Below are 11,909 nucleotides of genomic sequence, written 5' to 3' on the forward strand. Positions count from 1 at the left end.
GGTTACTTTTTATTCTGTATAGCAGGGATTTAGATGTCGGAAAATTAAAATAGATTTACACACACACATATCGTTCTAGTGGGCGGTTCACCGCCTCTAGTAAAGAGGAAGTGAACCGCCCGTTAGAACGGGTTATACAAATAAAAGGAGGCGTTAGAATGGAAGCGAGTGTTAACACGCAAGATGTAAGCGGGAAAAAGCCATCATTATTAGGAATGATTACATCACCTGGAGTACAGTTTGAGAGAATGAAGACGAAGAGCCCTGTTTGGGGAGCATTTTTCCTTTTCATTATTATGGTGTCAGTTGTTAGTGCAATTGGCATGTATCAAGCGATGAATAATCCAGAAGTATTGAAAAATGTGCAAGATCCAGAAGCTGCTAAAATGATGGGGTATTTTGGGATTGGCACAGGAATAATCGTAGGATCATTTGGGACAGCATTTTGGTTCTTTGTTGCAGCAGGAATTTATAAAATAATTATGATGTTTATGGGTAATGATACACCATATATGAAGCTATTATCACTTTACTTATACACGTATACAATTTCGGTTTTAGGTGTAATTGTTAATTTCATTTTAAGAATGATACTTGGTGGAGATATCCAAACCTCTTATACAAGTTTAGCTACTCTATTTGAGCCAGGTACATATATCCATGGCGCAGCTTCAGCGTTTGAAGTTTTCAATATTTGGGGATTAATTGTAATGGGGTTAGGTTTACAAATTGTAGCGGGATTAAGCAGAAAACAAGCAACAACACTAATTGTAATCTTCTTTATCCTGTCTGTTGGATTTGGTAGCTTAAGTGGTTTTACACCTAGTTTTGGTCAGTAATATATGAAAAACGGCTCTTGATAAGAGCCGTTTTTTTATTTTTGTCCTTATTTAAAATAATGCGCTTAGAATTTCAAATAACTCACCATGAAATTTCTATTATCTTTTTATATTGTAAAGGTACCGCGGAATAACAAAGAGGTATACCTTCTAGAAACAGGTATGATATGAAGCCGGTCACTTTTACAGAAGCAGTTACTTTGTATGAAAAGATGATTAAGAACCAAATGAAAAGGCTTTGTCTGTATAAAGATTATGAAGAGTTTTATCAATGCGGTTTAATTGGGCTTTGGGTTGCATATGAAAGGTACGAGGCAGAGAAAGGGAGTTTTTCAGCATATGCTCTTGTAATGGTACGCGGGTATTTGTTAGAGAAGTTAAAGAAAGAAAATCGATTTCAAAAGCGGCATATATGTTTTGATCAAGAAATGTTGCAGCTTGTATGCGGAGTAGAAGTGTCGTCAGAAGTGCGAGATTATATGAGTTTGTTAGACGAGAGGGAGAGATATATTATTTCGGAGCGTTTTTACGGGGGGAAGAAAATGCATGAAATTGGGGAGGCAATGGGCATGACGTATTATCAAGTGAGATGGATATATCGGCAGGCGTTAAAGAAGATGCGGTCTGAAATATAGTAAACATAAAATGGAGACAGGCAATACCTTGTCTCCATTTTATTATTTCTATTAGAAATTGTTATGAAAATCATCGAGCATCATTTGAGCCAAAATATTACCGGCTTTTCTCCATTGCTGCATCATTTGGTAATAGCTAATAGGTAAAGTTTCAATATCTCCATTACGAAAATATAGTATGGCTCGCTTTTTATTATCTTTTTTAATGTGTTTAATACTTTTATAGAATACCCAGATGCAATCCCAAGCAGCAGGTGATTTTGTCGGAATGGCACAAATGAAGCGACGATGATTAATAGGGATAGGCGTGTTTTGGCATAAATTCCATTTTTCAATAATTGCTTTGCGTCTTCCTTCGTATGTGGAATAATTGTGTGAGATAATAGATTCTTTTATTAACTCTAATGGTGTTTTTGGCGAGTAGAGAAATCCGTTAGTGGTATGAATTTGAGTGCGAAAAAAAGGATCTTTATAAGGCCGTAGCATTATTATAGTATCAGAAATGGCGTGAAGACTAACTGGGTAAGGCAACTGAACAGCCTCCTTTAAAAGTATTAGTTTACATATTTTAGTATAGAGATAAAATATAAAAATAATTTTAAAATTCTGTAAATATTTGTAAAGTTTCTATTGATTTAAGGATATTTTATGGATGGTAGGTTTTCTAATTTGCACCGCTTGTACATATATATGAAAATAGAAACAGTTAGGCGGTGATGGAATATGAAGTGGAAATATATTATTTTGGCACTTGTTGTCCTTCTGTTTGTTTATTTAGCAAACAGCAACCCGAGTAAAGGGGAATATACAGAGTGGGCGGCAAAGCAATTTATGAATCACAATGATATTAGTAAAAAGTTAACGGAAGTTGAAAAAGAAAATCCAGATGGATTTGTTGGAGAGCTTGCGAAAATTGGTAATAAGTTAGGGAAGAAGTATGTACAGCCGCAAGTAGGATTGTTAATTGATCATTATACAAAGCGTAATGATTATATTTTCTTCTCGACGTATACAACGGAATTTACAATGGGAAAAGAAAATTATAAATATGTTTCAGTTGGATTCTCTCGTATTTTCATTCCGATTGAAATGCCGAAGAAGAAAGACGAAGCTGCAAAGTGATACAGCTTCGTCTTCTTTCGTTAAGGAGCAATATTTACTTCTGATACTGTCTTTTCAATAAGGCGTGCTCCCTTTTTGCGAGTGTTTTCATCAATTGATAGGAAAATGAAAGAGGAAAGAATCGTGTCCATCACTTGGGTAATTGTTTGTTCATTTACAGGTGTTGTTGGATTGTCGATGGAGAAAACAACAGTTTTTCCATCCTCTTTTGCGAAAATCAATTCGAGTACTTGCATGTTTTATGACCTCCTTTGTATTAAAAATTTTACAGGTTAGAAAGATCGGCTGTGCTCACAAGTTGTACAGCATGGAGCTTCAATTCTTGCAATGAAGAAAGTGCACGTGCTACTTCGTGTACCTTTCCTAAATCAGCATTTGGTTTTACTCGTTTAAATTGTTTGTTTTTGAAAACTGTTTTCCCGTTTTTGTCTAGGCCATCGTTTAATACAAGGCGTAAAGTCAAATCCGTTACAATCGTTTCAACTGCCATCTTTTTCACCCCCTTTTCGTCATATATATAGGGGGAAACGGTAATATTTTGGCGTGAATTTTTTTCTTTTTTTTGGTACGCTTAGAAGAATAAGAGAGGAGCCTCAAAAAATGAATCGTAAATGGTTATTTTGGATTCCTGTTTTATTATGGATGGGGATTATTTTTTATTCTTCAGCACAGCCATATAAGAAGCAGGATATGCGATCAAATATCGAGCAGCACGTGAATGTGGAATTTGTGAAAGAATATTTTTCATGGGTATCCATTGATTATGGCGGAGGCACACCAGTTAGTATTGCAAATAAAGGTGTTGGTGGTTTTATTGAGTTCTTCATTCGTAAGGGAACGCATTTTATGGTGTTCTTTATGCTTGGTTCATTAATATACTACGCCTTATACCGATCGGGTTATTCAAGAAAGCGTACTTTTATATTTGCATTGCTTTGCGTAGCGGGCTATGCGACATTCGACGAAATTCATCAATGGTTTACAGGTGATCGTACACCGATGTGGCAAGATTCAGTATTAGATACGTGCGGTGGATTGATGGGAATTATAATCAGCAATTGGTTTTGGCATAGAAGAAGGAGCTAATCCATTAGGAATAGCTCCTTTTTCATATATCGACTGTTCGGCAATATACGACATTATACTATATAAATCCATTTTCATTTTTCGACATCTAAATCCCTGCTATGCAGAATAAAAAGTAACCTACACTCGTTTGCTCTTTCTGTTTTTACTTCGCATGTGGCAGAAAAGGGCCCTGACCGCTTCTATGCATGGCCAGATGCTCTCTCCCACTTATAAAAAGAGGGGGTTATGTCGTTTTTTTAATTGATGTATATATAGATTTTAAACACCGAGTAGTTCTTTCAATTCGTCTGTTGATAGTTCTGTCATCCAACTGTCGCTTGTGATAACCGCGTTGTTTAGTGATTGTTTGCGTTCTAACATTTCATCGATTTTTTCCTCAAGTGTTCCAGTTGTAATGAGCTTATGAACGTGGACAAATCGTTTTTGACCGATGCGATAAGCACGGTCTGTCGCTTGGTTTTCTACAGCTGGGTTCCACCAGCGGTCATAGTGAATGACATGATTTGCTGCAGTTAAGTTTAACCCTGTACCGCCAGCTTTTAAGGATAGAATAAAGACATCATATGTTCCATTTTGGAACTGTTCGATCATCTGATCACGCTCTTTCTTCGGTACACTACCGTTTAGGAAGAGGACACGCTGACCAAATGTTTCTTCTAATATCTTCTGTAACATATTGCCCATTTCGATATACTGTGTGAAGATTAAGCAACTTTCGTTTTGATCTTTTATATTTTCAATCAAATCCATCAGTGTTTGTGTCTTCATAGAACGCTGCACAATATCTTTCGGTGCCTCTTCTTTTAAATAAAGCGCAGGATGATTACAAATTTGTTTTAATTTATTTAACATGAGTAAAATAAAACCGCGTCGCTCAATCCCGCTTAGCCCCTCAACGTTTTGCAAGGTATCCTGCACAAGCTGTTCATATAGTGATGCTTGTTCACCGGTTAGCGGACAGTATTCTTTTTGTTCTTGTTTGTCCGGCAAGTTTAATGCGACCGTTTGATCTTGTTTTGTGCGGCGCAGTAAGAATGGTGAAATGAACCGCTGTACTTGCTGGATTTTCGCTTCATTACGATCTTTTTCAATCGGTGTTACGAAGCGGCGCTGAAACTTCCCTAAACTTCCGAGATATCCGTGATTTAGGAAGTCGAAAATAGACCATAGCTCTGCAAGACGGTTTTCCATTGGTGTACCGGTTAAAGCAATCTTATGATTGGCCTGTAAATTTCGAACGGCCTTTGATTGCTTTGTATGCGGGTTCTTAATATTTTGCGCCTCATCTAAAATAATAGAGTCCCAGCATAGTGTGCTCAGTTCCACTTCATCAAGCTGTGCTAACGCATAAGAAGTTAATACAACATCTGCATCTTGAAGAAATTCTTTAAAAGAGTCTCCCTTGGAACGATTGCTTCCATAATGTAACTGTACGCGCAAGTTAGGTGCAAAACGCTCAAATTCCTTTTGCCAGTTCCCAAGTACAGATGTTGGTGCCACGATTAAAGCTGGGCCTGTTTGGAGACTATTTTCTTTTATATATAACAAGTAAGTAATCGTTTGGATACTTTTTCCGAGCCCCATATCATCCGCTAACAATGCCCCAAATCCGAGCTTTCGTAAATATAATAACCACTCTACACCGCGCTCTTGGTAAGGGCGAAGTGTCGCCTGTAAGGAAGAGGGTAGTTCTACTTTTGGAATGTCTCCGATATGAAGTAGCTTTTGGAAGAGCCCTTCGTAATAGCCATCTAACTCAATTTCAATGTCGGTAAATGGATTATCTTCTTCGATGATTTCTGTTTCTGCTGAGTTTGATAAATGCTGCTGCAGGACATCTTTCATTTCAAGGCCATACTTATCTGCACGTTTCATTAGTTTTTTTACTTCTTCAATAAAGGCAGGATCAAGTCTCATCCATTGTCCATTTAAGTTGAAGAGTCGCTTGTTTTGTTCAACAAGTTCAAAAAACTCGCTCTCTGACAAATCAATTCCATTTGTGGAGACACGCCAGTCGAAATTGACGAGAGTGTTCATGCCAAAGAAAGACTGCGTTTGATTTGTGTTTTGCTTTAATTGGACGCGTAGCTTTGGTTTTGTTGCTTTTAAATTTTGCCACCAAGATGGTAGTAAAATGGTAACGCCAGCTGCTAGTAGCTCATTGCTTGCTTCTGTTAAGAAGTTCCAAGCTTCTGTTTCATAGAGTTCTTCCCTGAAATGGTCATCTTCTTTAAGCCATGGAACTAGCCTACTGAATCCTTCCTGTGTTTCTGTAATACGTTCTTCATAATTATGCCATCTCTTTGGTAGTGAATCGATGCCACTATATACATATATTCGGTGTGCACCACGCTTTGGCGTAATAATTGTTTCCAGTTTCCACATTTCAAATTCAGCTTGCGGCTCTTGGAGACGAAGACCGATTGTGAAGGGAAGATCATCCTCAATGTAACCAATCTTTCGGAGCCAATCTTCTTCATGCATCGCTGTCTCAAGTTGTCTTTTCGTAAAGTCATAGTGCTCATATAGTCGTTTTGCATCTTCCCAGCCATCATTAGAGCGAGCGTCTTGAAGAATACTTTCATTAATTGCCTGAGAGAAGAGCAATGCTAGCGTATCATCTTCAGTTGAAACATGATTAACTTTCCATGATGGATGATTTGACCAGCGCTTCATATCAGGTATAAAGCTTCCAGTTACAAAGGCATCCCATAGTTCTTTCGCATCTGGCGTAAGGGCAGTAATTGGTCCATTTATTTGCATTTCAGCAAAGGAGTTCATCGGCTTATTTGCGATATACTCAAATGCTTGGACGTTTGTTAACATAATGCCGCTTCGTCCCTCATGTGTAACTTCCTTCAAGAAGGTACCGTAGAAGGAAGTGGAGTGCCATGTGAAGGCGTTTTGCTTCCAAGCTGCTACAGGTAGGAGAATGCCGGCTGCATCTTCTCCCCAAAGGAACCAACCTTGACTGACATGCTGGAGCCTAATTGTTACTTCAGTTTGTATGATCATCGATTAATTTTCCTTTCCGTAATTCTTCCTGTAGTGCACGTAAGCGTGAATGTAAATTTGCGATTTGGATGATGAAAACATTCCATTCATCTGTTCGTTTCAAGCGCTTATAGAGCATACGTAATTTCTTTAAGTAGCGGACGGCACGGCGGTATGATTTACGATTCCGTTCGTCAATCGCTTGCACTGCTGCAAGATGATAGAGCGGAAGGGCTGCTTCGGGCGCTTCCTTTTCAACTTCTTTCAGTGGCTCTTTTAACAATTCAATTGTCTGAGGCCCGTGCAAGAGATGAAGTTCTGTCCATGTATAATATTGTTTCTTTGCTAGTACATATTGTTCGTAATTTGTGAAGCTGTACGGTAATAGTTCTTGCAAAATCATTTCAAGTCCCGCTTGTTCATTTGTATGTGTCGCATATGTTTCATACATCATGATAAATAAACGAACGATATCTTTTACAAAAATCGTATCCGTCTGATTATGAATTGTTTTCTTCACCTGTTTATATGTGAAAGAAAGCCAATTTTTAGTGCGGTCCCACTGTATGGTGTTCAGCAACTCTTCTAGCCAGTCAAAATAAAGGCTAACAACTGAAGCTGGTTGCTTTTCAAGTATTTCCATAGCGGCTTCATCGTTTTGTTGTAAAAAGAGTAGATGAGAAGAAGCGAGTGCTTTTGAAAGCGGGTGCATCTTTGCATCAATTCGTTTCTGCTCTTCCTGTATCCAGGTTTTTTCTGTTAAGAGTTCTCCCCATATATGCCGGTAAATAAAGAATCTCTCCTGTGTATAGGAATCGGCTGAGAAGAAAATGGTGTGCACGAGGCGAGCTGTTTCTTGTAAAATGGGCTCGCATTCAGCGGGAATAGGTTCTGATTTAAAGTCACGTACAAGTGATTCCACTTTATCAACAAATAGGCGAACGACGTGAATTGGTTGATGATAAGAGTAGGTTTTATTTGCTTCAAAATCCCCGATTTCTTCTAATAATTTTTGAAAACAATAAAGTGCACCGTGTAATTTAAATAGTTCATGTATCACAATGATGCGCGGTGCTTTCCGTTCTAACTTCATATAAAAGTCTGTAAAGATACTCATAAGAAAATACATTTGTTTATATGTGAGCCGTGCTTGTTCTTTTTTAAACGATTCGTATTCAGACTCAAAGTACGCCTGCCAGCTTTTATAATCCGTTTCTTCAAATGCGGACGATTGTAATACTTGTCGCGCCGTTCGAATCGGAGGGAGCGTTGGCTTCGTTTTATTTTTAAACAAGGTTAATACATCGCCCACTTGCCCAAAACTAGAAGCGGCAGATAGTAAAACAGCGAGCATGTGCTCACATTGCGTTGGTGCGAAGCAATCGCAATAGCTTTCTGAGATATTACGAATCGGTATATGAACGCTATACACGTTTCCTTCAGCATCTACGGTACCTGATAACGTATAACCATCGAAGTCAACATTGTAGACAACGCCGCTGCGATACAAATGACGAGCAGTCGCAACGTGTTCTTGATCGGCTGCTTGATGCGGATCCAGTCCTTGAACAAATTCATTCGCAATCATCATAATTTCATCTTTCGTAATTGAATGTTGCAGCATAGTTTTCCTCCGTACAAAAGAATTCTTTCCTCTACCATTATAAACAAAAAGCTACGAAAACAGAAAAAATGAATTTGATCGTACAGAAAAAGGAAAATATGGTAACATATACTTGGGAAAATATATGATTTTTTATTGAGGAGGAGATTGGATTTGTCAGATTTGCAGGCGAAACTAGGTAGCGGTATGAATAAGCTGCAAGAAGGAATTGAACAAGGAAAGGTGAAGCTGCAAGTTGCACAAGAGATTGCACAATTGAAGAAGGAAATACAAGTACAGCTCCAGAAGAAGACAGAGGTTTTATTAGAGCTTGGTCAAAAAGTGTATGTTCAACTTCGAGATACTGGCGTAAAGGAAGAATCATTAAAGCCATTAGTTGCTCCAATCCAAGCATTCGATGTTACGATTTATCAGGCAAGAAAGCGAATTGTTGAACTGCAAAAGCAACAGGGAGAGAAAGTGACGTGTGAATGTGGTGGTTCTCTATCAATCAGTGATAAGTTTTGCGGAGCATGTGGGAATCCAAATCCAATGTTAGCGGTAGAGAGAAGTGAGGAAAAAGTTGTATGTGCATCATGTAATGAGCACATTGCAAAAACATCCATCTTTTGTCCAGTTTGTGGTATTAAGCAAGGTGGGGAGTGAGCAAGATGTATTGTCGCATATGTGGGAATCAACATGGAGAAGAAGTGAACTACTGTCCTAACGAAGGAAGTATGGCAATGGTGGTTACAGATAGTGTAGTCCTTGAACAAGATAACGCTAGGTATTGCCGCGGTTGTGGGGACGAAAATGCCCACCAAAATCTGTACTGTCAAAAGTGCGGTCATTCTTTATTTACGGTGAAGAAAAAAGAGCATATCGTAAAGTTACCTAGTATGGAAAAAGGCACTAAAGTTGAATTGGGATTACATAAGAGTGGTTTAAGAACGGGTCTAATTGGCGGAGCTATTGCGAGTGTTCTTATGTTACTTGCGGGATGGATTGGAAGTTTTGTATTTGCAACAATGACACAGGAACTTCTTCATAAGTTTGCTCGTGAACTAGATATGCTATCAGGTTTTTATAATGGAGCAACAGCAACACTATTAAACTACCATTTACTTGGTTTTTCAGCCGGAGATACAGATGGAATAATTCTTTCTTTATATTGGCATACTCCATTTTTACTATTATTATTAATTCCATTTATTATTTTAGGTGGAACAGGTATATGGATTGGAAAGAAGCGAGTTGCTCATACAATTGGTGAACAAGTGACAATGGCAGCTACAGTCGGTATTACTTATGGTGTGTTTTTATTTATTGTTAGCTTCATTGCATCTAAATCAATTGCTGTTCCAGGAATGGATGCTGTAACGGTAGGAGTTGGGTATTCTTCCTTTAAAAGTTTAGTAAGTGGATTTATATGTGGAACGATTTTTAGTTTATTAGGAATGATTGCTCATACAAGCCAAAACAATATGGCAGAAGCATTCCGTGAGTTAATTCCATATGGAGCATCACTTTATTACGGAGTAGCAGCAGTGGTAAAAGGCTTTTTGCTAACAGCTGTTATTTTATGTGTAATGGCTCTCTTTATGAAAGAGGATAGTGTGAAACCATTGAAAGAATTAGCATCTACAACGTCACAGCGTGTGATGTTAACACTGCAGCTGACACCACAAGTATGGAATATGGCTCATCTTGCGCCAGTGGAAGTAACAAGTCCTGCTTTTGAAAAAGGTTTTTCACGTAAGAGTAAAAAAGAAAAAGATAACGAAATACAGTTCTCATTCGTATCTGGTATGTCTTTTAATGGAACAGGGTTAAAGGAGCTTGCAATTGCTGAAGGGGCAGGGCCAGAAAAACTTGCAGGAATAGAAGATGTAAATAGTAGATTCCATTATGGATTGTTACTGCTTATTATTCCGTTCTTCTTTATGTTTAGAGCAGGACAAAAATTAGCGAGAATATCAGCAGCTAATATATATGTAACACTTGCTGTATGTAGTGGTGCTTATACAGTTATGATGCTCTTAATAAATATTCTTTCCAAGTTTCAAATTGATGTTTCAGGGAAATTGACAAGTATGTTTGGAATGAGTGGAACGATGCTATCTATGCAGGGCAACTGGATCTATTTAATACTCGGTAGTTTTATCCTGACATATGTAGCCGCTTTCGCTGGAATGAAATTGGCAAGAAAGTAGGAGGGAATCGTTGTGAAGTTTTGTGGAACGTGTAAAAAACAAGTCGCAGATCACTTGAACTTCTGTTCGGAATGCGGAAGTAAAGTAGAAGTGATTGAAGAAAATATGGCTGCTTCGAGAGCGGATGTATATCAGGAAGTACAGCCAAAGAAGAGTAAGAAAAATATTGTGATCTTAATTGTAATTGCATTGTTTGCTGCTGCATTGTTTGGCGCATATAAATTCGGGGCATATAAATTTTCGAAAGAAAAGCAAATCAATACATTAATTGAAGCTTTCAATAAAAAAGATATAAATACAATTGCTTCTTTTGTAAAATCGGATGACCCAGGTTTAAAAATGACAACAGAAGATATTAAATCTTATTTACGTTACTTAAAGGATAATCCTTCTTATAATAAAGAGTTATTATCTTACTTACAAAAGCAAACGGTAGATCAAAAGCTTGTAGATAAAGAGAGTTTTGTGGATGGACAAATTGTAGAAGATGGGAAAGAATGGTTCTTATATCCGAAATATAAGTTCAGCATTAAATCATATTTCATGAACGTCAGCACAACTGCAAAAACGGCGGAAGTATATGTAAATGATAAAAAAGCAACTGATATTTCTAGCGAGAAATCTTCTAAAGAAATCGGACCTTATTTTCCTGGCACGTATGTTGTAAAAGCAAAGGCAAAAGCAGAGCTTACTGAATTGGAAGCGGAAAAGGAAGTTGAGCTAGCTGGAGAAAAAGATGGGAAAGTGGATGTGAAATTACCACTTGAAGGAAACTATGTTACAATCTCTTCTGACGAAAATAGCGTTAGTGTCTTTGTAAACGGCAAAAAGCGTGGAAAGTTAGATCACGGAAGTTATAAACTAGGACCTGTGCCAGCAGATGAAACAGTAGAGGTACATTTGGAAAAACAAACGGATTTTGGAGTTGTGAAATCTGAAAGTGTAAAAATTGGAGAGCAAAGCTCCTATTATTTAAAATTCCCAAAACAAACATCTGATGCTGCGATTGGTGAATTTGTTCGTACTCACATTTATAACAACGTGCGTGCTATTTCTTTAAATGACTTTAGCTTAATTGAAAATGACTATGATAAGAGCGGGAAATCATATACAGAAGACCGCGATTATCTGCAATATTTAAAGAAAAAGGGAATTACTGAGGATTTATTAAAATTTGAAGTGCGCAATGTTGAGCGCCAAAGTTCTACAAAATATAAAGTAACGACGTACGAAGAATATAATATTCGCTATGGTGATGGATCTGTGAAGTTCAAAAGCTTCAGCAATGAACATATTGTTACAGTAAGTGCGGATGGAAAAATATTGTATCATTCAATCGCTGCGAATAATACGCTGAAATCAGAAGAAATATCTGGTCCAACGCATTAAAATGTGAAAAGGAGCTGTCCCAAAG

Annotated in this window: 12 protein-coding genes; 7 read left to right on the top strand and 5 right to left on the bottom strand. The window is 37.7% G+C overall.

The genetic code is table 11. The features are described from left to right. Window positions 1–158 precede the first annotated feature (158 nt). Window positions 159–839, top strand: a complete 681-nt coding sequence (locus tag V7183_RS06850; protein ID WP_335359034.1) for a Yip1 family protein — start codon at window positions 159–161, stop codon at window positions 837–839. Between the two features lie 167 nt (window positions 840–1,006). Further along, entirely contained in the window at window positions 1,007–1,474 is a 468-nt protein-coding gene (locus V7183_RS06855) for a sigma-70 family RNA polymerase sigma factor (protein WP_335359035.1), read from the top strand. Between the two features lie 51 nt (window positions 1,475–1,525). Here V7183_RS06855 and V7183_RS06860 read toward each other — a convergent pair whose 3' ends face one another. Then, window positions 1,526–2,005: a competence protein ComK gene (locus V7183_RS06860; protein ID WP_097899373.1), complete on the bottom strand. Its 480-nt coding sequence runs from the start codon at window positions 2,003–2,005 to the stop codon at window positions 1,526–1,528. Between the two features lie 192 nt (window positions 2,006–2,197). Here V7183_RS06860 and V7183_RS06865 point away from each other — a divergent pair, with 192 nt between their 5' ends. After that, entirely contained in the window at window positions 2,198–2,596 is a 399-nt protein-coding gene (locus tag V7183_RS06865) for a DUF4359 domain-containing protein (protein WP_097899372.1), read from the top strand. Window positions 2,597–2,616: 20 nt separating this feature from the next. Here V7183_RS06865 and V7183_RS06870 read toward each other — a convergent pair whose 3' ends face one another. Both V7183_RS06870 and V7183_RS06875 read right to left on the bottom strand, forming a co-directional pair. Then, the gene (locus V7183_RS06870; protein ID WP_097899371.1) at window positions 2,617–2,832 is read right to left on the bottom strand and encodes a DUF2922 domain-containing protein; all 216 of its coding nucleotides are present in this window, start codon (window positions 2,830–2,832) and stop codon (window positions 2,617–2,619) included. A gap of 29 nt (window positions 2,833–2,861) precedes the next feature. Beyond that, window positions 2,862–3,086, bottom strand: coding sequence for a DUF1659 domain-containing protein (locus V7183_RS06875; protein ID WP_097899370.1), 225 nt, complete (start codon window positions 3,084–3,086; stop codon window positions 2,862–2,864). A gap of 110 nt (window positions 3,087–3,196) precedes the next feature. On the opposite strand from V7183_RS06875, the gene V7183_RS06880 reads away from it, so the two are divergent. Then, window positions 3,197–3,682: a VanZ family protein gene (locus V7183_RS06880; RefSeq protein ID WP_335359036.1), complete on the top strand. Its 486-nt coding sequence runs from the start codon at window positions 3,197–3,199 to the stop codon at window positions 3,680–3,682. A 261-nt stretch (window positions 3,683–3,943) separates the two neighbouring features. Here the strand turns inward: V7183_RS06880 and V7183_RS06885 are convergent, their stop codons facing one another. Together V7183_RS06885 and V7183_RS06890 are read right to left on the bottom strand one after the other, a co-directional pair. Further along, on the bottom strand, window positions 3,944–6,700 hold the full coding sequence (locus tag V7183_RS06885) for a DEAD/DEAH box helicase (RefSeq protein WP_335359037.1): 2,757 nt from the start codon (window positions 6,698–6,700) through the stop codon (window positions 3,944–3,946). Next, complete coding sequence (locus V7183_RS06890) at window positions 6,684–8,303, bottom strand: SWIM zinc finger family protein (RefSeq protein ID WP_335359038.1); 1,620 nt, start codon at window positions 8,301–8,303, stop codon at window positions 6,684–6,686. Before V7183_RS06890 ends, V7183_RS06885 begins: the two co-directional genes overlap by 17 nt. Before the next feature lie 153 nt (window positions 8,304–8,456). Here V7183_RS06890 and V7183_RS06895 point away from each other — a divergent pair, with 153 nt between their 5' ends. The 3 genes from V7183_RS06895 to V7183_RS06905 are packed head-to-tail and all read left to right on the top strand — an operon-like array spanning window position 8,457 to window position 11,884. Continuing rightward, the gene (locus V7183_RS06895) at window positions 8,457–8,948 is read left to right on the top strand and encodes a zinc ribbon domain-containing protein (protein ID WP_335359039.1); all 492 of its coding nucleotides are present in this window, start codon (window positions 8,457–8,459) and stop codon (window positions 8,946–8,948) included. Between the two features lie 5 nt (window positions 8,949–8,953). Further along, on the top strand, window positions 8,954–10,495 hold the full coding sequence (locus tag V7183_RS06900; protein ID WP_335359040.1) for a zinc ribbon domain-containing protein: 1,542 nt from the start codon (window positions 8,954–8,956) through the stop codon (window positions 10,493–10,495). Window positions 10,496–10,507: 12 nt separating this feature from the next. Then, window positions 10,508–11,884 carry a zinc ribbon domain-containing protein gene (locus V7183_RS06905; RefSeq protein ID WP_335359041.1) on the top strand — a complete coding sequence of 459 codons (1,377 nt, stop codon included), beginning with the start codon at window positions 10,508–10,510 and terminating at the stop codon, window positions 11,882–11,884. The last annotated feature ends 25 nt before the right edge of the window (window positions 11,885–11,909 follow it).

The organism is Bacillus sp. JJ1127 (genome assembly GCF_036965845.1).
Lineage (GTDB): Bacteria > Bacillota > Bacilli > Bacillales > Bacillaceae_G > Bacillus_A.

Coding starts and splice junctions, on each gene's coding strand:
- V7183_RS06855 (WP_335359035.1), top strand. CDS start 1,007: ATGAAGCCGGTCACTTTTACAGAAGCAGTTACTTTGTATGAAAAGATG.
- V7183_RS06870 (WP_097899371.1), bottom strand. CDS start 2,832: ATGCAAGTACTCGAATTGATTTTCGCAAAAGAGGATGGAAAAACTGTT.
- V7183_RS06885 (WP_335359037.1), bottom strand. CDS start 6,700: ATGATCATACAAACTGAAGTAACAATTAGGCTCCAGCATGTCAGTCAA.
- V7183_RS06875 (WP_097899370.1), bottom strand. CDS start 3,086: ATGGCAGTTGAAACGATTGTAACGGATTTGACTTTACGCCTTGTATTA.
- V7183_RS06900 (WP_335359040.1), top strand. CDS start 8,954: ATGTATTGTCGCATATGTGGGAATCAACATGGAGAAGAAGTGAACTAC.
- V7183_RS06850 (WP_335359034.1), top strand. CDS start 159: ATGGAAGCGAGTGTTAACACGCAAGATGTAAGCGGGAAAAAGCCATCA.
- V7183_RS06865 (WP_097899372.1), top strand. CDS start 2,198: ATGAAGTGGAAATATATTATTTTGGCACTTGTTGTCCTTCTGTTTGTT.
- V7183_RS06890 (WP_335359038.1), bottom strand. CDS start 8,303: ATGCTGCAACATTCAATTACGAAAGATGAAATTATGATGATTGCGAAT.
- V7183_RS06880 (WP_335359036.1), top strand. CDS start 3,197: ATGAATCGTAAATGGTTATTTTGGATTCCTGTTTTATTATGGATGGGG.